The organism is Eubacterium sp. MSJ-13, from assembly GCF_018918235.1.
Lineage (GTDB): Bacteria > Bacillota > Clostridia > Lachnospirales > Lachnospiraceae > Butyribacter.
In genome coordinates this window covers 1-20,061 of sequence record NZ_JAHLQE010000138.1, presented here as the reverse complement: position 1 = coordinate 20,061, position 20,061 = coordinate 1, and the positions used below count along the sequence as shown (strand labels likewise).

At 38.0% G+C, this 20,061-nt stretch carries 24 protein-coding genes; 23 read left to right on the top strand and 1 reads right to left on the bottom strand.

Annotated features, from left to right (window positions below):
- Nucleotides 1–212 precede the first annotated feature (212 nt).
- The 4 genes from efp to galE all read left to right on the top strand — a co-directional run bounded on the left by efp (nucleotide 213) and on the right by galE (nucleotide 3,819).
- The gene (gene efp / locus KQI69_RS08560; RefSeq protein ID WP_022015129.1) at nucleotides 213–767 is read left to right on the top strand and encodes an elongation factor P; all 555 of its coding nucleotides are present in this window, start codon (nucleotides 213–215) and stop codon (nucleotides 765–767) included.
- A 208-nt stretch (nucleotides 768–975) separates the two neighbouring features.
- Complete coding sequence (locus tag KQI69_RS08555; RefSeq protein ID WP_216564961.1) at nucleotides 976–1,938, top strand: DUF3878 family protein; 963 nt, start codon at nucleotides 976–978, stop codon at nucleotides 1,936–1,938.
- The gene (locus KQI69_RS08550) at nucleotides 1,928–2,671 is read left to right on the top strand and encodes a MurR/RpiR family transcriptional regulator (RefSeq protein WP_253289069.1); all 744 of its coding nucleotides are present in this window, start codon (nucleotides 1,928–1,930) and stop codon (nucleotides 2,669–2,671) included. Before KQI69_RS08555 ends, KQI69_RS08550 begins: the two co-directional genes overlap by 11 nt.
- Nucleotides 2,672–2,829: 158 nt before the next feature.
- Nucleotides 2,830–3,819 carry a UDP-glucose 4-epimerase GalE gene (galE, locus tag KQI69_RS08545; protein WP_216564960.1) on the top strand — a complete coding sequence of 330 codons (990 nt, stop codon included), beginning with the start codon at nucleotides 2,830–2,832 and terminating at the stop codon, nucleotides 3,817–3,819.
- A gap of 222 nt (nucleotides 3,820–4,041) precedes the next feature.
- On the opposite strand, the gene KQI69_RS08540 is transcribed toward galE, so the two are convergent.
- Nucleotides 4,042–4,821 carry a shikimate dehydrogenase gene (locus KQI69_RS08540; protein WP_216564959.1) on the bottom strand — a complete coding sequence of 260 codons (780 nt, stop codon included), beginning with the start codon at nucleotides 4,819–4,821 and terminating at the stop codon, nucleotides 4,042–4,044.
- Nucleotides 4,822–4,976: 155 nt separating this feature from the next.
- Here KQI69_RS08540 and spoIIIAA point away from each other — a divergent pair, with 155 nt between their 5' ends.
- The 19 genes from spoIIIAA to KQI69_RS08445 form a co-directional block, all read left to right on the top strand.
- Nucleotides 4,977–5,921 carry a stage III sporulation protein AA gene (gene spoIIIAA / locus KQI69_RS08535; protein WP_216564958.1) on the top strand — a complete coding sequence of 315 codons (945 nt, stop codon included), beginning with the start codon at nucleotides 4,977–4,979 and terminating at the stop codon, nucleotides 5,919–5,921.
- Nucleotides 5,915–6,436, top strand: coding sequence for a stage III sporulation protein AB (locus KQI69_RS08530; protein ID WP_371818791.1), 522 nt, complete (start codon nucleotides 5,915–5,917; stop codon nucleotides 6,434–6,436). Before spoIIIAA ends, KQI69_RS08530 begins: the two co-directional genes overlap by 7 nt.
- 84 nt (nucleotides 6,437–6,520) lie before the next feature.
- Nucleotides 6,521–6,718, top strand: coding sequence for a stage III sporulation protein AC (gene spoIIIAC, locus KQI69_RS08525; protein ID WP_216564956.1), 198 nt, complete (start codon nucleotides 6,521–6,523; stop codon nucleotides 6,716–6,718).
- Between the two features lie 26 nt (nucleotides 6,719–6,744).
- A complete protein-coding gene (locus KQI69_RS08520) occupies nucleotides 6,745–7,140 on the top strand; it encodes a SpoIIIAC/SpoIIIAD family protein (RefSeq protein WP_216564955.1) in 396 nt (131 codons plus the stop codon).
- A 7-nt stretch (nucleotides 7,141–7,147) separates the two neighbouring features.
- The gene (locus tag KQI69_RS08515; RefSeq protein ID WP_216564954.1) at nucleotides 7,148–8,224 is read left to right on the top strand and encodes a stage III sporulation protein AE; all 1,077 of its coding nucleotides are present in this window, start codon (nucleotides 7,148–7,150) and stop codon (nucleotides 8,222–8,224) included.
- A gap of 21 nt (nucleotides 8,225–8,245) precedes the next feature.
- The gene (locus KQI69_RS08510; RefSeq protein WP_216564953.1) at nucleotides 8,246–8,782 is read left to right on the top strand and encodes a stage III sporulation protein AF; all 537 of its coding nucleotides are present in this window, start codon (nucleotides 8,246–8,248) and stop codon (nucleotides 8,780–8,782) included.
- Nucleotides 8,773–9,369, top strand: coding sequence for a hypothetical protein (locus KQI69_RS08505; protein WP_216564952.1), 597 nt, complete (start codon nucleotides 8,773–8,775; stop codon nucleotides 9,367–9,369). The genes KQI69_RS08510 and KQI69_RS08505 overlap by 10 nt, the downstream gene beginning before the upstream one ends.
- Before the next feature lie 30 nt (nucleotides 9,370–9,399).
- A complete protein-coding gene (locus KQI69_RS08500) occupies nucleotides 9,400–10,077 on the top strand; it encodes a SpoIIIAH-like family protein (protein ID WP_216564951.1) in 678 nt (225 codons plus the stop codon).
- Between the two features lie 73 nt (nucleotides 10,078–10,150).
- Entirely contained in the window at nucleotides 10,151–10,507 is a 357-nt protein-coding gene (locus KQI69_RS08495; RefSeq protein ID WP_216564950.1) for an Asp23/Gls24 family envelope stress response protein, read from the top strand.
- A 23-nt stretch (nucleotides 10,508–10,530) separates the two neighbouring features.
- Nucleotides 10,531–10,941, top strand: coding sequence for a transcription antitermination factor NusB (nusB, locus tag KQI69_RS08490; RefSeq protein ID WP_216564949.1), 411 nt, complete (start codon nucleotides 10,531–10,533; stop codon nucleotides 10,939–10,941).
- A 70-nt stretch (nucleotides 10,942–11,011) separates the two neighbouring features.
- Nucleotides 11,012–12,211: an exodeoxyribonuclease VII large subunit gene (gene xseA, locus KQI69_RS08485; protein ID WP_216564948.1), complete on the top strand. Its 1,200-nt coding sequence runs from the start codon at nucleotides 11,012–11,014 to the stop codon at nucleotides 12,209–12,211.
- An 18-nt stretch (nucleotides 12,212–12,229) separates the two neighbouring features.
- Entirely contained in the window at nucleotides 12,230–12,427 is a 198-nt protein-coding gene (gene xseB, locus KQI69_RS08480) for an exodeoxyribonuclease VII small subunit (protein WP_216564947.1), read from the top strand.
- Nucleotides 12,428–12,441: 14 nt separating this feature from the next.
- The gene (locus tag KQI69_RS08475; protein ID WP_216564946.1) at nucleotides 12,442–13,341 is read left to right on the top strand and encodes a polyprenyl synthetase family protein; all 900 of its coding nucleotides are present in this window, start codon (nucleotides 12,442–12,444) and stop codon (nucleotides 13,339–13,341) included.
- Between the two features lie 33 nt (nucleotides 13,342–13,374).
- The gene (gene dxs / locus KQI69_RS08470) at nucleotides 13,375–15,267 is read left to right on the top strand and encodes a 1-deoxy-D-xylulose-5-phosphate synthase (protein ID WP_216564945.1); all 1,893 of its coding nucleotides are present in this window, start codon (nucleotides 13,375–13,377) and stop codon (nucleotides 15,265–15,267) included.
- On the top strand, nucleotides 15,254–16,129 hold the full coding sequence (locus tag KQI69_RS08465; RefSeq protein WP_216564944.1) for a TlyA family RNA methyltransferase: 876 nt from the start codon (nucleotides 15,254–15,256) through the stop codon (nucleotides 16,127–16,129). Before dxs ends, KQI69_RS08465 begins: the two co-directional genes overlap by 14 nt.
- 29 nt (nucleotides 16,130–16,158) lie before the next feature.
- Entirely contained in the window at nucleotides 16,159–17,040 is an 882-nt protein-coding gene (locus tag KQI69_RS08460) for an NAD(+)/NADH kinase (RefSeq protein WP_216564943.1), read from the top strand.
- A gap of 72 nt (nucleotides 17,041–17,112) precedes the next feature.
- Nucleotides 17,113–17,571: an arginine repressor gene (argR, locus tag KQI69_RS08455; protein ID WP_216564942.1), complete on the top strand. Its 459-nt coding sequence runs from the start codon at nucleotides 17,113–17,115 to the stop codon at nucleotides 17,569–17,571.
- 150 nt (nucleotides 17,572–17,721) lie between these two features.
- Nucleotides 17,722–18,465, top strand: coding sequence for a YebC/PmpR family DNA-binding transcriptional regulator (locus tag KQI69_RS08450; protein ID WP_216564941.1), 744 nt, complete (start codon nucleotides 17,722–17,724; stop codon nucleotides 18,463–18,465).
- A gap of 170 nt (nucleotides 18,466–18,635) precedes the next feature.
- Nucleotides 18,636–20,061: hypothetical protein (locus tag KQI69_RS08445; RefSeq protein ID WP_216564940.1), on the top strand; the 1,426-nt coding region annotated here is incomplete at its 3' end.

The window sequence follows — 20,061 nt, the reverse complement described above, 5'->3', positions numbered from 1 at the left end:
ATATCAGAAGGGGCTTGTACCCCTCCTGATACAAGCAAGTCCCCACCCCCACTTATTGTTCTACGCAATAGAAGTGGGGGACTTACTTGATAGCGTTAAAATAAATACTTGAAATAAGTTGAAAAATAGGATAAAATAGTAAAAGAGTTTTGCCTCAATTTATTGGACAGGCAATGGGACGCAAAAGTCACACATTAAGGAGGATTTTGATAATGGTATCAGCAGGAGATTTTAGAAATGGTTTAACTATCGAGTTTGAAGGCAATGTATATCAGGTAATCGAGTTTCAGCATGTAAAACCTGGTAAAGGTGCTGCATTCGTAAGAACTAAGCTCAAGAACATCAAAAACGGTGGTGTAGTTGAGAAAACTTTCCGTCCAACTGAGAAATGTCCTCAGGCTCACATCGAGCGTCAGGAAATGCAGTATTTATATGCAGACGATATGTATCATTTTATGAATACAGAGACATATGATCAGATTGATATGACAGCCGACCAGGTTGGTGATTCACTTAAATTTGTTAAAGAGAACGAGATGGTTAAGATGCTTTCACACAATGGTGAAGTATTTGCTATTGAGCCACCTCTCTTTGTTGAGTTAGAGATTACAGAGACAGAGCCTGGATTCAAGGGAGATACAGCACAGGGTGCATCTAAGCCTGCTATCGTAGAGACAGGAGCACAGGTAAGCGTGCCACTCTTCGTAGAAACAGGAGATCGTATCAGCATTGATACACGTACAGGAGAATATCTTAAGAGAGTATAATCTAAACAAATTAAAATTGGAAAAGCAATAGAAAAACCCGAAAGTCTTGCACACTTTCGGGTTTTTCGTGTAGTGTCCGACATGGACATACGATATCTTTAGCTGATGACATTATAGCATATGTAAAAATGATTTGCGATATACAAAAATGAAATTAGAAATATAGTAGATGTGTGAATAAAAATCAAGAGAAAGGAGTACTGATAAGTTGAGTCTTACAAACATAGATAAATTAAATATGATCATCGAGCAGGGAATGTTTGAGCCTGTTGATTTCAATAAGAAAAATAGTAATGATGAAAGAGGTGACTACCGTATTATCTATCTTATGAATGATACAGTTGAGAGTTTTCTTGTATTTAAAAATGCTAAATGTACGGGTGAATACAATGATAAATTTGAAGGGTTTACTGATATTGAACTTGAAAAGAGGGATGAAGGATATGTACTTATAGTAAAACAGGAACAGTCTTATTTTCTTATCTTTTTTGATGAGATTGAACTTGAAAATCATTATTATGATTACGGTAAGACTGGTCATTTTTGGATAAAGGGATATGAATATCTGCGTGTTCTTGAATATCAGGCAGCTATCGTGTGGGACAAGATGTGTTATATAGGTAAAGATTCATGCACTGAGAACGAGTTAAAGATAGCTTCATTAAAACAGTTCCCACCGCTAAATTACTGTAGTTATCCTTGTGTTCCTGACATTTATCAGATACCGCTTGAGGATAAGTGGCATCTTTCAGAGGATGCAGTTGGTTTTATGCTTGAACTTGCAGAAGAAGCGGAGGACATGGTTTTAAAAGAAAAGCTGTTATGGTACAGCGAAGCTCCGACAGTAAAAAACGCTAAGAGCATGGCCGCACTTTTCAGGATGAAAAAGCACAGAAAAGTTATAATGATGCTTATGGAATATATTGAAAAAGCTGCATCTGTTTATCCTGAGAGAAGTTTTGGAAAAAGCATTGATGAAAAAAATAAAATGCTGTGGGATAAAGCCGTTGAAAGAAAAAAAGAATTGGAGAGGGAAGGGAAAGAAGCGGTGGTTTACAAGGAAGAACCGTTTGTGTATGATTGTGACAGCGTAGAATTTAATGTCTATGTTATGATATGGAAGGATGGAATCTTAAACAGTGGTGTCAGGGTTGAGAAGATTGAGTTATAGAAAGAAAGGAAAATACATGATGTTTTCGTATGATGAGATACAAAAATACAATGAAACTGATATACATATCTACAAATATATTGTCTCAAATCTTGACAAGATACAGTATATGACTATCAGGGAACTTGCAAAGGAGATTCAGGTATCTACTTCAACGATACTGCGTTTTTGCAACAAGAATAATTTTGATGGTTATTCTGAGTTTAAAGAAAGTCTGAAAAAGGAGATAAGTTTTAAGGATGCCTGTACGCCTATGGAGGATCTTCAGGAACTTTCAGATTTTTTTGCAAGGGCAAATTCAAGTGCGTTTGAAGAAAAACTTTTGTATGCGACTGATATATTAAGAAAAGCAGACCTTATAATTTTTATAGGGATTGGTTCGTCAGGAACACTTGCAAAATATGGTGCGAGATATTTCTGTAATATGGGGCATTTTGCCGTAGGTCTTGAGGATGCATTTTATCCGATAGAATCATTTCGATGGAAAAATGCGGCGGTCATAGCATTTTCTGAGAGCGGTGAAAATGAGAGGCTTATCGAAGCGGTTGACCAGTTTAAGAAAAAGAAATGCTGTGTTTTAAGTATCACTAACTCTCCATTGTCAACATTAGCTAAAATGTCGGACTGGAATTTTTCATACAATCTTAAGACAAGAAGGATAAACGGTGGTTATAACGGCACAACACAGGTACCTGTTATATTTGTTATAGAAATGCTTGCAAAAAGAATATAAAGAAACAGCTTGTTACTTGTTTTGTAACAGGTTATTTTTTAATATAAAACAAAATACAGTACAGCTTTACATAATAAAGCAGTTGGAATATAATCCTTATTAAGGGAATTATCAAAAATAAGTTGCTTTGCGGTGTGACCGCAGAAAGGAAGGTTTTTATGAAAATATTGGTATTAGGCGGAGCAGGCTATATCGGTTCACATACAGTAAGTGAACTTGTAGATGCAGGGGAAGAAGTAGTTATAGCTGATAGTCTCGAGACAGGACATATCGAGGCTGTAAATCCAAAAGCAAAATTTTATCAGGGAGATATAAGAGATAAGAAGTTTATCGACAGCGTCTTTGATAATGAAAAGATAGATGCAGTTATCCATTTTGCTGCAAACTCACTTGTGGGTGAGAGTATGACAAACCCATTAAAATATTATGACAACAACCTTTACGGTACAAAGGTGCTTCTTCAGAGCATGGTTGAGCATGATGTTAAGAAGATAGTATTTTCTTCAACAGCCGCAACTTACGGAGAGCCTGAGAGTATTCCTATTCTTGAGTCGGATAAGACAGAGCCTACAAATCCATACGGCGAGACAAAACTTTCAATGGAAAAGATGATGAAGTGGACAGATGTTGCACATGGTGTTCATTATGTTGCACTCAGATATTTCAATGCATGTGGTGCACATGTAAGTGGAGAGATAGGAGAGGCACACAATCCTGAGACACATCTTATACCTCTTATCCTTCAGGTTCCTAACGGACAGAGAGAATCAATAAGCATTTTTGGTGATGATTATGATACAAAGGACGGTACATGCGTGAGAGATTACATCCATGTAACAGACCTTGCACAGGCACATATACTTGCAGTTAAGTATCTTATGGACGGTGGAAAGAGTGATGTGTTCAACCTTGGTAACGGTGTAGGATTTACAGTAAAAGAAGTAATAGAAACAGCAAGAAAAGTGACAGGACATCCTATTCCTGCCGTTGTATCTCCACGCCGTGGAGGAGATCCAGCAAAACTTATCGCATCAAGTGAAAAGGCAAAGAGTATACTTGGCTGGAAGCCGGAACATGCAGACCTTGAGGAGATAATCGCAACAGCATGGAAGTGGCATAAAAATCATCCACATGGATATGCAAAATAATATAAATATAAGGCAAGGCTCAGTATATCTTTTAGCTTCAATATCATAAACAATATTTATGGCATAAGGTATATGTTCACAAATTATAACATATGTTGACAAAACAAAGAAAACCCGGTAGTAATGTGCAAACACATTGCTTCCGGGTTATTTTGTATCAGCATAAAAATATCTTAAATTCAACTGTATAAAACATCATTTATATTCTATTGCCTGATAAATTTATTTCTCCTGCTCTGCAAGTTTATCTGCATATATCTTTTTGTAAACTTTATCTATATCAGCTTCGTCAAGTTTTTTCTCAAGGAAAAATTCTACTGCATAGAGTGCCTGAGCGACAAGCATTTCAAGACCATTCACACCTGTCATTCCAAGTTCTTTAGCCTGAGCGACAAGTTTAGTCTCAAGCGGATTGTATATAACATCTGCAACTGCCTCGCATTTAGGGAATTTTGTAAGGTCAACAGGTGATGCGTCACATTTAGGGAACATACCTACTGGACTTGTGTTTGCTATAAATTCTGCATCGGTATGTTTTGCAAAACACTCATCGTAAGTGATAGCTGAATCTGTCTTTATAATGTCAACGATGACAACCTCTTTTGCACCCATTTTTTTGAGGACTGCAACAACAGCTTTTGAAGCACCGCCGTCACCGAGTACGACACACTTTTTACCTTCTATTGTTATATTATGCTTTTTAAGCATATACATAAATCCTGAGAAATCTGTGTTGTGACCGTAAAGTTTACCGTCTTTATTAACGATCGTATTTACTGCTCCTATAGCTTTTGCATTATCGTCGAGTTCATCGAGATAAGGTATTACATCCTTTTTGTAAGGGATAGTAACATTGATAGCTTTAAATTCATGTTTGCTCATAAATCCGTCAAAATCTTCTTTGCTGACAGGATGTATCTCATATGTATAGTCTGCAAGACTTTCATGTATCTCTTTTGAGTAGCTGTGTCCGAGTTTTTCTCCGATTAAACCGTATTCCATTTTGTAACCTCGCTTTCAAATTTTTAGATAAGTATATTTGTGCAAAAGCTTTGTCAAGTTTCTGCTTTTTAATAATAACTCATTTGATGGATATAAGCAATAAACTTAACATAATTATAAGGGATGTACATATAAATGGAATGGGAGGTGATTTGATGGACAAGAAAAGAGAAGAAATCATAAAACTTCTTCCAAAGGAAATTAGAAAATTGTTTATGAAGCCGGAGATTGATTTTACAAGACTTCAGGAGATAAGGCTGCGTGTCAACATGCCGATAATAGTAGTCTATGATGCAAGAGAATATTTTATTTCAGGTAAGGGTGGTATGACAGAGCAGAAAAGGGAGGCATGTAGTATAACATGTTCACAGATAAAGGAGGCTATGGTCTATATAAGCAACTATTCGAGATATGCGTTTGAGGAGGAGATAAGACAGGGGTATATTACGGTTGAGGGCGGGCACAGAGTCGGTGTTGCAGGAAAGATAATATGGGATAAAGGAAAGATAAGAAGCATAAATTACATATCATTTATAAACATAAGGATATCGCACGAAGTTATTGGATGTGCGGATGGAGTGATGGATTATCTGCATGAAGATGAGAATTTTTATAATACATTGATAATCTCGCCGCCAAGATGCGGAAAGACGACTCTGCTCAGAGACATAGTGAGAAGTATAGCGGATGGAGAGACGGGCAGCAGAGGAATGACAGTAGGAATAGTAGATGAGAGGTCAGAGATAGGAGCATGTCATCTTGGATGTCCGCAGAATAATCTTGGATGCCGGACAGATGTACTTGACGGATGTCCGAAATCGGAGGGCATGATGATGTTAGTAAGATCTATGGCACCTGAGATAGTCGCAGTTGATGAGATTGGATCGAAGGAGGATGCGGCGGCGATAGAATATGTTATGAACTGTGGTATCAATATTATAGCAACAGTCCATGGACTTGATATGGATGAGGTGATAAATAAGCCTGTTATAGGTGAGCTGGTGAGAAAAAGGAAGTTTAAGAGATATATTCTTTTGAAAAAAGGCATGATGGGAAAGGTAAGTGCCATATTTGACGACAGGGGGAATGTCATATATTAACAATAAAAATAGCAGGTTTTCTGCTTGTCACTGTCGGAAGTTCGATGGTCGGGTTATATATATGGGAGCGTTATATGCTGCGTGTGAGAGTGCTTGAGGAGTGGCAGAGGATTCTTATAGAGATAAGCGGTGAGATAAGTTATTCGGCACAGAGCATGTCACAGTTATGTGTGCAGATATCAGAAAGCTGTGTTTACGGAAAAAAGTTTTGGAGCGACATAGCGAGGAAAGTCGAGGAAAAAGATGCAGGACTTCCCGGCGAGTTCTGGAGAGAGCATCTTAGTGAGTATAAGTATATGGAACTTCTTAGTGCTGAGGATAAAAATATAATATATCAGTTTGGAGGAAGTTTTGGAACGCTTGACATATATTCGCAGATAAATGAGATAGAGTTGTTTGAAAAAAGACTTGAACAGAATTTAAGTGAGGCGAGGCAAAAAATGGTTGAGCAGAAAAAAGTCTGTATTTTTATGGGGGTTATATCGGGGATGATGACCGGTATCTGCCTTTTTTGAGATTTTTAAGTGGCAAAAGTTTATAAAAAAGCAGCAGAAAAAAATTGACCGCTGCTTTACTGATATATAGAAATGGAGAGGCAGATGACGATAAATTTAATTTTCAGGATTGCGGCAGTTGGAATACTTGTTTCGGTGCTGGGAACTGTTCTGAAACATTCCGGAAGGGATGAACAGGCATTTCTTGTAAGCCTTGCAGGACTGATACTTGTATTTTTGTGGATAGTTCCATATATAGAGCAGTTGTTTGAAACAGTTCAGAAATTGTTTTCTATTGGCTGAACTAAGTAATATGTGGATTTGAAAGTGTGGCAGATAAAATGTTAAAAATAGCGATTATAGCAGTTATGGCGGTATTTCTCGCGCTGCCTTTAAAAAACAGTAAACCCGAATTTAGTACTATGATAATAATAAGCGGCTGTCTGTTGATACTTGGCTGTGCGGTATCTAAGCTGGGTTCTATCATAGAGGTCGTTGTAAGCGTAAAAAAATATATGGGGGATGAGGTAGTCTATCTTGGTATCCTTATGAAGATAATTGCTATCACATATATTGCAGAGTTTGGGGCATCGATATGCAGGGATTCCGGTTACAGTGCGATAGGAAATCAGGTGGAATTTTTTGGAAAGCTGATGATCCTTGCAGTAAGTATGCCGATAATCACGACATTGCTGGAGACGATAAGCAGCATTATGGGAAAGTAGGTAAAATATGGCAAAGGAAATATCAGGTGATAGTGATATCTATAATCAGCTTATGGATGAGATATCATCACATGACATACAGGACACCATTGACAATATTCTGGGGAAAGACAGCTTTGATTTTGGCAGCTATGTCGGCAAGGCGGTAAATTCAGGACATGGAATTGCTCCTGATGATTTTTTAAGGAGTATAGTTGACGGGATAACAACAAATTTTAACAATGAAAAAAGCATGTATATAAATATAATCTTTATTGCTGTCTCAGGAGCACTCATAACAAATTTTTCAAAACTTCTTCAGGGCAAAAAAGTGGCACAGATGGGATTTTACACGATATACATATTATTTTTTGCGATTCTGTCAAATGCTTTTAATCAGACAAGCAGTATAGCAGGTGATACGCTCACTAAAATATTTGATTTTATGAATGTGTTATCACCTGCATATTTTACCTGCATATCATTTACAAAAGGTGCCGGGCTTGGTGCCGGATATTATCAGCTTGCACTGATAATGATAACGGTTGCAGATGCGATACTTGTAAAATTTGTTATTCCGGCGGTAAGGATATATTTCTGGCTTCAGATAGCAAATCATCTGTCTGAGGAGGATATGTTTTCAAAGATGGCAGAATTTGTGAAGGATATCATAAATTTTGTGATGAAAACAATGTCAGTCGTGCTTATGGGGATAAATGTTGTGCAGGGCATGGTCGCACCGCTTGCGGCAGAGGCAAAAAATTCTTTTCTGGTTAAATTTGGAAGCTCGATTCCGGGAGTAGGCAATGCGATAAGTAATGTTGCAAGCTCTGTGCTTCTTGCAGGCAGGCTTGTAAAAAATGCAGTTGGGGTTGCAGGGATAATAGTGCTGGTGCTGTTGTGTGCTGCACCTCTTTTAAGATTGTGGGTAGCTGAGTTTGCCTATAAGGGACTTGCAGCAGTATTGCAGCCTGTATCTGACAAAAGGATAATAAGCTGTCTTTCGATGACCGCCGATGCGATAAAAATGCTTGCCTATGCAGTCGGACTTGCGGGGATGTTTTTTGCTGTGTCGATAGCAGTCATAAGCACTATGACAAATTGACAAATTAGAAGGTGGTGGAAAATGAGGGAACTTATCTTTAATATTCTTATTTTTACTATAGTTACATCGGTTTTGAAATGCCTTATCATCAAAGATGAGTATAAACAGTATTTTCAGTTTTTCTGCGGTCTGATAATGATACTTATCGTGATGACACCTGTTATAAAGTTTTTCGGTGCGGGTAATGATTTTTACAATATTTTAAGTGAACATATATATAACAGTGAGTTTAAAGATTCCGTGGGTGAGTTAAAAAGTGCTGAGGGAAGTCTAAAAAAACAGGTCGTGCGTCAGTGCGAAGAAAAGATTGAAAAACAGGTAAGACAGATGGCAGAAAAAAATAATGTGGCATGCAGCAGTGTAAAGATAAAGACAAAGACTTCGGGGGATGAACTTGAGATAGTAAGTGTTGTTGTAAATACGGGTTCCAGTGCTGTTGCAGCTTACTCAAATACTGCTAAAAAAAGTTCAGGTCTGACTAAAAATGAGAGGAGATTAAAGAAAGATATCTGTGATAACTATCTGTTAAAGGGAGAGGAGGTACAGATTTGGAAATAAATATCAAAGACAAGTTAAAAAACATTTCAGGAGAAAAGATAAAAGGAAGTCTTATGCACGAACTTGGTATAGGAAAGATAGCGATAATAATAGTCTGCGGCATTATCATTCTTGCGGGGAGCTTTTTTGATGGGGTAAGTAAATCTGACAGTACATCTGATGATGTGGGCAGTGTTGAGGATAACAGGCTTAGTGAGGATGAGGCACTTAATATCATGAACATATATGCGGCAAGACAGGAAAAGAAGCTTAAAAAACTTCTTGAGAGTATGGATGGTGTAGGAGATGTAAATGTAATGGTGACACTTGCATCGTCTGAGGAAAAGATAGCACTTAAAGATACCGAGAGAGGTGAGAGCAAAGGAAAAAATTCCTCTGATGTCAGTGAAAAGAACCAAAATGTCATAATAAGTAACAATGGTGATGAAAATCCATATGTTGTAAGTGTAACATCTCCTAAGATAGCAGGAGTCGCTATCGTGTGCGAGGGAGCAGACGGAGGAAAAAAAGATAGTGAAATAATTGACATGGTAGGGGCATTATTTGGCATCGAGTCACATAAAATCAAAGTAACGAAGATGGATTAATGTTTATTTTGACAAGGAGGCATTATCAATATGAAAAAATCAAGTCACAAAAATGGAATAGTTATCACTGCACTTGCGTTGATGATAATAGCTGCAGGATATCTTAACTTTACGGGACAAAAGATAAGTACGAACGGTATAACAGCGAGGACGACGGCATCACCTGATGTGACAAGTGAGGATACCGCTGATATTTCGGCAGATGATATAGGCACAGATACTTCCGGTGATTCAGATGGAAAAAACGAGGAGGATGCACAAAAAGATTCTGAATATACCATAACCGACAGCGGTGAGGTGCTGGCATCCGAGGAAAATCCCGGTGAGGCAGTTATGGTATCAAACAACATAGGCTCAGATTATTTTGCATCATCAAAATTAAACCGAGAGCAGACAAGAGCCAAGAATAAAGAAACTCTTATGAACATAATAAATGATGACAAGATTTCTTCGGCAGATAAGAAGAGTGCTATAAAGCAGGTTGCCGCCATGACAAAGATTTCAGAAAAAGAGAATGCGGCAGAGCTTATGTTACAGGCAAAAGGGTTTGAGAATGCAATGGTGAGCATAAGCGATGGAAATGCAGATGTTATAGTAAGTTCAGAGGGGCTTACCAACCAGCAGATAGCACAGATAGAGGATATCGTAAAAAGAAAGACGGGAATAGCGGCAGATAAAATAGTAATTACACCTGTGAATGTGAAATAATATTGCAAAAGTCTGTGATTTTGTTATAATGATATCATAATGCGTTGTTTGTGCGATGAAGGAGGTAAGCATTATGGCAAAAGAACAGGGAGCAGATGATATTGTTATGGAAAAGAAAGACATCGGCGAAGTAAAGATAGCTTCGGATGTTGTGTCTGTTATTGCGGCTCTTGCTGCTACTGAGGTAGAGGGAGTAAGTTCCATGGCAGGTATGAATAAATTTGGTGTAAAAAATACAAAAGGTGTGCGTGTTATTATGAATGAGGGCCGTGTTCATGTTGATATGGTCATAAATGTGAAATACGGTTACAGTATTCCTAAGATTTCAAAACAGGTGCAGTCAAGAGTAGGTCAGCAGATCGAGACTATGACCGGTCTTAAAGTATCAGGAGTTAATGTCAGAGTATCAGGCGTGAACCTTGATGCGTAAAAAATAAGGATGGAGTTATTTATATGACTAGAAGACAGATAAGAGAAAACTTGTATAAAATGCTTTTTCAGGTAGAATTTCATGATAAGGAGTCGCTTAAGACACAGATGGAGATTTATCTTGATGACCTTAAAGGAGCAGACGAGAAGGATAAAAGAGAGCTTACGGACAAATTTAACGAACTTGTTGAAAATTTAGAGCAGATAGATACAAAGATAGAAGAAAAGGCAGACGGATGGACGATAGAAAGAATCGCAAAATCCGAACTTACTATATTAAGACTTGGAGTTTATGAGCTTCTTTATGTCGAGGATGTACCAAACAAAGTTGCCATAAATGAAGCAGTAGAACTTGCAAAGGCATATGGTGCAGATAAGGCATCAGGTTTTATAAACGGAATACTTGCATCAGTTGTAAGGGAGATACCGGAATAATTAAATAAAATTTTGCAGGGGCAAAACAGTGGTTTTGCCTTTTTGCCTATTTAGACAGGAAGGTTACGGTATGGGACAGATAAGTTCGGTATCCCAGATAAACATGTACATAAAAAACATGTTTTTAAGGGATTATATGTTAAGTGATATTTCTGTTAAGGGGGAAGTATCAAACTGTAAATATCATTCGTCAGGCCATATCTATTTTACGATAAAGGACAGGACATCCCAGCTTTCATGTGTTATGTTTGCGTCTATGCGCAAAAATCTGGAATTTAAGCTTGAGGAAGGTCAGAGCATTGTTGTAAGAGGTAATATAAATGTGTATGAGCGTGACGGAAAATATCAGCTCTATGCGAGAGATATTACAAAAGAGGGAGCAGGAAGGCTGTATGAAGAATATGAAAGATTAAAAAAGCGTCTCTTAGAGGAGGGGCTTTTTGATGAGTCAAAAAAGAAAAAGATTCCGGCATATGCAAAGAAGATAGGTGTTGTGACAGCAAAGACGGGGGCTGTTATACAGGATATATGTAATGTCTCACACCGGAGAAATCCTTATGTTCAGATTATATTGTATCCGGCTAAAGTTCAGGGAACGAAAGCAGCAGATACGATCATAAAAGGAATAAGATATTTTGAAAATACAGATGTAGATACTATAATAATAGGACGAGGTGGCGGTTCTATAGAAGATTTGTGGGAATTTAATGATGAGAGACTCGCAAGGGTTATCGCAGGCTGTAAAAAGCCGATAATAAGTGCAGTAGGTCATGAAACTGATACGACGATAGCAGACTATGTTGCTGATCTTAGAGCACCCACGCCGTCGGCGGCAGCAGAACTTGCCGTATATTCATACAGGGAAACGGTTATTGCTTTAAGGGAAGCCGGACATTCTCTGAGATGGCAGATGGAAAATATATTAAAGCTTAAAAAGATGAAGCTTGCACAATATATAACCGTTCTCCAGCATGAGAGTCCTAGAAATCTGATAAATGAGAGAAGAATGTATGTTGCTGATATGCAGGAGAAAATAGAAAGTCTTATGCAGCAAAAAATTACTTCATCGAAGCATCAGCTTGAACTATATATACAGGAAATGAAAGGACTTTCACCGCTTTATAAACTTCAGGGTGGATATGCATATGTCTCTGACGAGTCGGGAAAAAATATTAAGTCAGTCGATGAACTGGAAAAAGGGAAAAATATAAATCTTGCATTTAAAGATGGTTATGCAAAAGCAGTCATATCATCAACTGAAAAGATATAGAAATATGGAGGTCATATAATGGCGGCAAAAAAGATGTCTTTAGAAGAATGTTTTGAAGGTCTTGACGATATTATAGTTATGCTGCAGAGCGGAGAGCTTTCTTTGGAGGAGTCATTTAAGAAATATGAAGAGGGAATGAAACTCATAAAAAAATGCAGTGATACTATAGACAGAGTTGAAAAAAAACTTATTGTAGTTGAAAATGAACAGGAATAAGGAGGATATGGTCGATGGAAACGGCAGAATTTAAAGAGGAACAGGAAAGAAATATATCATATATAGAGGATGTACTTAAAAGATTCCTTCCAAAAGCTCCGTCTTATCAGAAAACAATATATGATGCAATGGAATACAGCGTTATGGCAGGTGGAAAAAGACTCCGCCCAATGATGATGTATCAGACTTATAAGATGTTTGGAGGAGATGACGAAAAACTTATAGAGCCATTTATGGCAGCGATAGAGATAATACATACATATTCTCTTGTGCATGATGACCTTCCTGCAATGGATAATGATGAATACAGGAGAGGCAGAAAGACAACGCATGTGGTTTACGGTGAGGATATGGGAATACTTGCGGGTGATGCACTGCTAAATTTTGCATATGAGACAGCCATAAGGGGTGCGGCAGCAGCATCTGACTCAAAGAATGCCATAAGAGCACTTGGAATATTATCAGAGAAAGCCGGAATAACAGGAATGGTAGGCGGTCAGGTAGTCGATGTGGAATTGACAGGGAAAAAACTTGATGAAAAGCAGCTTGATTTTATTTTCCGGTTAAAGACTGGTGCACTTTTAGAAGCCTCACTTATGTCTGGTGCTGCACTTGCGGGAGCAGATGAAAGATATATAGCTCTCATGGAGCAGGCTGGTTTAAATATAGGAATGGCATTTCAGATTCAGGATGACATACTTGATATAACGAGTACCACATCAGAACTTGGAAAACCTGTACACAGCGATGAGAAAAATGAGAAAACGACATATGTATCGCTTTACGGAATGGAAAAAGCACATGAAGATGTAAAAATTTATTCAGAAAAAGCACTTTCGATAATGAAAGATATACCTTTTGAAAATCGGTTTTTGTACACATTGATAGAAAAACTGATAAACAGAAGAAAATAAAAAGTTACTGTTTTTGATTTTGGGGACAGTGGAATGGAGTTAAAATTGGGAAAATTACTCGATCAGATAAATGAACCAAATGATATAAAAAAAATAGACCCGAATGACTATAAGATACTTGCAAAAGAGATAAGAAAGTTTTTAGTGCAAAAAATCAGTATGACAGGAGGGCATCTTGCATCTAATCTGGGGGCTGTTGAACTTACGATGGCGCTTCATCTTTGCCTTGATCTTCCAAACGACCATATTGTATGGGATGTCGGACATCAAAGTTATACGCATAAACTGCTTACAGGCCGGAAAGCTGGATTTGATACTCTCAGACAATTTGGGGGTATGAGCGGATTTCCAAAAAGAAGTGAGAGCGACTGCGATGCGTTTGACACGGGTCACAGTTCAACTTCTATAAGTCTTGCACTCGGAATGGCAAAAGCAAGAGATCTGCAAAATGAAAAAAGCAAGGTTTTTGCTGTTATAGGTGATGGTGCTTTATCGGGGGGGATGGCATTTGAGGCTTTAAACAATGCGGCAAGATTAAAATCAAATCTTGTCATCGTTTTAAATGACAATCAGATGTCAATATCAAAAAATGTTGGTGGAATGTCAAATTATCTTGGAAATATAAGGACAAGCACAAACTATACAGAACTTAAGGAAGATGTTGAGAACAGACTGAGGAGTATGTCACACATAGGAAATGCCCTTGCAGACCATATAAAAGGTGCTAAGGATATCGTAAAGAGATTATTTGTACCTGGAATGTTGTTTGAGGATATGGGGATAACCTATATCGGTCCTATAGACGGACATGATGTAAAACAGATGGTAAATGCGTTTGAAAATGCCTCAAAACTTCAGAAAGCAGTTATCGTACATGTATGCACAAAGAAGGGAAAAGGCTATCTTCCGGCAGAAAATGATCCGTCAGCGTTTCACGGTGTAGCACCGTTTAAACCGAGTGATGGTTCATTTAAAAATAAGGAAAAGCAGTTGACATACACTTCAGTTTTCAGCAAAAAGCTTGTTGAACTGGCAGACAATGACGAAAAGATCGTTGCTATTTCGGCGGCGATGCCATCTGGAACGGGACTTAGTGCAATGGCAGCAAAACATCCTGACAGATTTTTCGATGTGGGTATAGCTGAGGAACATGCTGTCACATTTGCAGCAGGAATGGCGGCGAGTGGAATCAAACCTGTAGTGGCGATATATTCTACATTTTTTCAGAGGGCATATGACCAGATACTTCACGATGTCTGTATAGGAAAGATTCCTGTAGTATTTGCAGTTGACAGGGCAGGACTTGTCGGAAGTGACGGAGAGACACATCAGGGAATATTTGATATTTCTTATTTTAACAGTATGCCGAATATGACGCTCATGGCACCTAAAAATGTCTGGGAGCTTGAAAAGATGCTTGAGTTTGCCGTTGATTTTGATGGTCCTATAGCAGTGAGATATCCGAGAGGAAAAGCATATACCGGACTTGGTGAATTTACTCAGGATATAGAATACGGAAAAAGTGAAGTTATATCTAATGGTGGAGATACGGCACTTATCGCTGTCGGGAGTATGGTCGAGACAGCACAGGAAACAGGAAAGATACTTAATGACAGAGGGATAAATGTCACTATCATAAATGCGAGATTTATAAAACCACTTGATGAAAAGATGCTTTCTGAAATAGCAGACACACATCAATTTATAGTGACTATGGAAGAAGGGGTTCTGACGGGTGGATTTGGACAGTCGGTATCTCACTGGTATCAGGAAAACACCGAAAAGATGCCTGCCATTAAAAATATCGCACTGCCGGATAAGTTCATAGAACACGGAAGTGTCGGGCTGTTAAAGAAAAAATATGGTATAGATGCTTTGGGCATAGCAGAGAAGATAGTTGATTGGAGGAATCATGAAAGAGCATAAGAAAAAGGAAAGACTTGATGTACTTCTCGTAAAGAGAGGACTTGCAGAGTCAAGAGAAAAAGCTAAAGCTATAATCATGACAGGAAATGTTTTTGTCAAAGAGCAGAGGGAGGACAAAGCGGGAAGCACATTTGATGAGGATGTTGTTATCGAGGTAAAAGGTGCTCCTATGAAATATGTGAGCAGGGGCGGCTATAAACTTGAAAAGGCGATGGAACTGTGGCAGGTTCCGCTTGCTGACAAAGTATGTATGGATGTAGGTTCATCGACAGGCGGGTTTACAGACTGTATGCTTCAGAATGGGGCTTTAAAGGTATATGCGATAGATGTTGGAACAAACCAGCTCGCATGGAAATTAAGACAGGATGAGCGTGTTATCTCAATGGAAAAAACAAATATAAGATATGTCACACATGAGGATGTGCCGGACGATATCGGATTTTCTTCTATAGATGTAGCATTTATATCGCTCACAAAAGTGCTTGTTCCTGTAAGAAATCTCCTTGCTTCTGACGGTCAGGTAGTCTGTCTTATAAAACCGCAGTTTGAAGCAGGAAAAGATAAGGTTGGCAAGAAGGGCGTTGTAAGGGACAAAAAAGTTCATCTTGAGGTAGTAAGAAACGTCATCACATATGCCATAGCCATAGGGTTTAAGGTGTTAAATCTGAGCTTTTCACCGATAAAAGGACCTGAGGGAAATATAGAATATCTTCTTTATATCGAGAAGAACACAGATAATACTGATACATCATGTGAAGTTGAGCCTGAGGATAAAGAGAGCGCAGAAAAGATATTTGAAGAAAAATATGCGGCTCTTGCAGAAGAAACAGTAGAGAAAGCACATCAGAAACTTGATGTATAAAAGCTCAACGCAAAGGAGAATAAGTGGCAATGGGCAAAAAAATGACATTTTTTTGTATTATAACTAATAGTGACAAAAAAGATAATTATGAGAAGGCACTTGATATAAAAAAATATCTTGAATCTAAAAATTGTGTATGTAAGATACTTGAAAACAAGATGACGCAGTCAGCGGGAATAAGGCACTTCACCGATATAACGCATATAGATGGCAGTACTGAATGTGCTGTCGTACTTGGCGGTGACGGCACTATGATACAGGCGGCGATAGACCTTGTTCACACTGAACTTCCCATAATAGGAGTAAATACCGGTAATCTCGGTTTCTTAACGGAGGTGGAATATCAGAACGTATATCAGGCACTTGACAAACTTCTTGCGGGTGATTACACGATAGAGTCCAGGATGATGCTAAAGGAGATATCATATTTCAAACAGCCTGACAGCCGTTCATCATGTTATGCATTAAATGATATCGTTGTGAGCAAAAGAGGAAGCGGAAGGCTTATAACAGTAAAAGTATATCTTGAAAATGAACTTGCCGATATATATCGTGCAGACGGCCTTATAATCTCTACACCGACAGGTTCGACAGGTTATAATCTCTCGGCAGGAGGACCTGTTATGGTTCCAAATCTCAAAGCGATGGTAGTCACCCCTATATGTGCACATTCGCTTAACAAGAGAAGTCTTGTGGTAGATGCAAAAGAGAAGATAACACTTGAAATCGGTCAGACAAAAGATGTTGGTGTTGACCTTGCAATGGTGACAGCCGATGGAAGGACTATAGGGGAGCTTTCGACAGGTGACAGACTGGTACTTGAAGTGCCGCATGCCACGACAAAACTCATAAAGTTGTCAGAAATAGGATTTTATGAGAGAATGAGGGAGAAGCTGAATGGAGAGTTATAAGTTGTGTTTTTTGATTCTTAGTTAGCATCAGGTAAAGCGTAAAATGGCACATAAACGAAAAGAAGGTGAAGTATGAAAATTGAAAGGCGTTCAAAAATCATTGAACTGATAGGTAAATATCAGATAGAAACTCAGGAGGAACTTGGGGAAAGGCTTGAACAGGAGGGATTTGCCGTTACTCAGGCAACTATTTCAAGGGACATAAGGGAGCTTAAACTGACAAAAGTTTCTGTTGACGGTGTCCATCAGAAATATACACTTTTACAGGAAAAGGAGACAAATCTCTATCACAAATATGTCAGAGTATTACAGGATGGATTTTTGTGGATGGATCAGGCAGAGAACATACTTGTCATAAAGACCATATCGGGCATGGCGATGGCGATAGCAGCGGCACTTGACAATCTTGAAGTTCCCGGAGTAGTCGGAACCATAGCAGGTGATGACACCGTCATGTGTGCTATTCATTCTGTCGGGGAAGTACCTGCTGTCATGACAAGGATAGACAGGCTGTTAAAAGAAGAAAAATAAAATAGCCCTGTGACTGCCTATAAGGTAAAGTTAAACAAAAGCTAAATTTTTCCATTATATATTTGCAAGAAGCGTAGAAAAATGCTAAAATAAGTGGGCTATGGTGGGAAAATATTATATTATGTTATTTAAAGAAAGGAAAATAGAGAAATGTCAGGACATTCAAAATTCGCAAACATTAAACATAAAAAGGAGAAAAACGACGCAAAAAAGGGTAAGATATTTACTATCATCGGACGTGAGATAGCCGTAGCAGTTAAAGAGGGCGGTCCAGATCCTGAGAATAACAGTAAACTTCGTGATGTTATCGCAAAAGCAAAGGCAAACAACATGCCAAACGATACTATCGACAGAGGTATCAAGAAGGCAGCAGGTGATGGCGATGGAGTAAATTATGAGGAAGTTACATATGAAGGATATGGTCCAAACGGTATCGCTATTATCGTAAAGGCACTCACGGACAATAAGAACAGAACAGCAAGCAATGTGCGCAATGCTTTCACAAAAGGAAGTGGAAGTGTAGGAACACAGGGATGTGTATCTTATATGTTTGACGAGAAAGGTCAGATAATAATTTCAAAAGAAGAACTCGAGGATAATGATATAGAAGTTGACGCTGATGAACTTATGATGCTTGCACTCGATGCAGGAGCAGAAGATTTCTCAGATGAAGAGGAAGCGTATGAGATCATAACAGCACCAGCAGATTTCTCAGCAGTAAGAGAAGCATTAGAGAAGGAAAACTATCCTATGGCAAGTGCAGAAGTTACGATGATTCCACAGAATTATGTAGAACTTACTGATGAGAATGATATAAGACAGCTTAACCGTACACTTGATCTTCTTGATGAGGATGACGATGTACAGGATGTTTATCATAACTGGGATGAATAATTAAAGGTGCATTTACAGCAGACATAAGACTATAAAGTAGGAAGCTTTTTGTGCATGCTGATTCCGTTTCAGTGTATGATTAACTTGTATTGTTATGTAGATATTGTATCATACCGATAATATATTATAAATGTAATACAAGAAAACGGACTTAGTCAGGGGAGGAAAATATGGATCGATTGAAGGAAAATATAAAGAAAAAATGGAAGTTTATGGCAGGCCTGACGGTCATGTTCATGTTTGTCTTTGTAGTGGGGTTTGCTGTAAAGGCACATTTTACGACTAAAGCTGCGGATACGGATCTTGATACTGGTGTATATACTGTTGTTGATAGTGCAGGTAAGGAAATTGTATCTGGACAGGATTATATAATGCGAAGATTGACAGACATTTTAACTGTTTCAGTTTCTGGTCAGCAGGCAGATTCTATAAAATATACATGGAAAACTTTAAATCCGGATGTTTTATTTATTGGAAATTCAGCTAACAACTATGGTGAGTCAGATGTAACAGGAAATGGAACATCTAGTACTGTTAGAACTAAAGCTTTAAAGCAGGGTGAGGCTGGTCTTAGTCTTTTTGTAGAGGCAAAAGTTGGTACTACTACAATTTCAAAGACATTTCGATTTACTATACAAGTGCAGTTTTCAATTAATGAATATTTATCACGATCTACAGGCATACAGATGCAAAAGATATATTCTTCTGATGAACGACCGTCTATTATAATGGACTATCATAAGGATTCTGAAACAAAGCTTCAATTTGGTTCAGATGCAGATAAGGAACAGAGTAAACTTAATCTTATGTTTGGAGATGCAACGAAAGGGCAGTGGGTAAGTAGTAATACTGATGTCGTTGAGGTTGTTAGTGACGGAATTGTTGCTACAGGTCCTGGAAGGGTTAAACTTACAGTTACATATGCATCAGATACAGATAAGACCAAAACATATGATGACTCGATATGGGTATATGTGAGACCAGAGGTGATTTATGAGTCTGTGACTGGAAAAGGTGATGATAATGGTGAGATTGTAAACTCTGATAAATATACAAAACCACTTGTTGTTCAAAATGGAGATTATCTTGATTGTCAGGTAAAAATGGAAAATGATTCTAATATTTCCAATAAACTTGAATGGGTGATATCAAAGGAAATTGGTGGAAGTACAGGAACGGAGGTTTTAGTAAGAGATTCGAAAGGAGATTATAATCCTGATTATAAAGATGATGCACAACTTGTATGGCAACCATCTTTACATAAGTATCAGTTAAAAGCAAAGTCGGAAACATATATTGTGAAATTTTATGTAGCGGGTACTTATCCTGGATTTGAAAAGGCTCAGGATCCTGATGAAAAATCAAAGTGTGAAGCAGTAAAAATAGCTGAGAATGTTCAGGTCAGGACAAGTTATGAGGAAAAAAATATAACAATTAATATAGGTGGAAATTATAATTTGTCAGATGGTTTTAATATATCTTTAAAGGGATTAAAGGAAAACTTCACGGGAAAGCCAAATCCAAATTATAATGGAACTGATAGTAGTAATCTTATAGACTTTAATAATGATACATGGACTATAACTACAAAAAAAA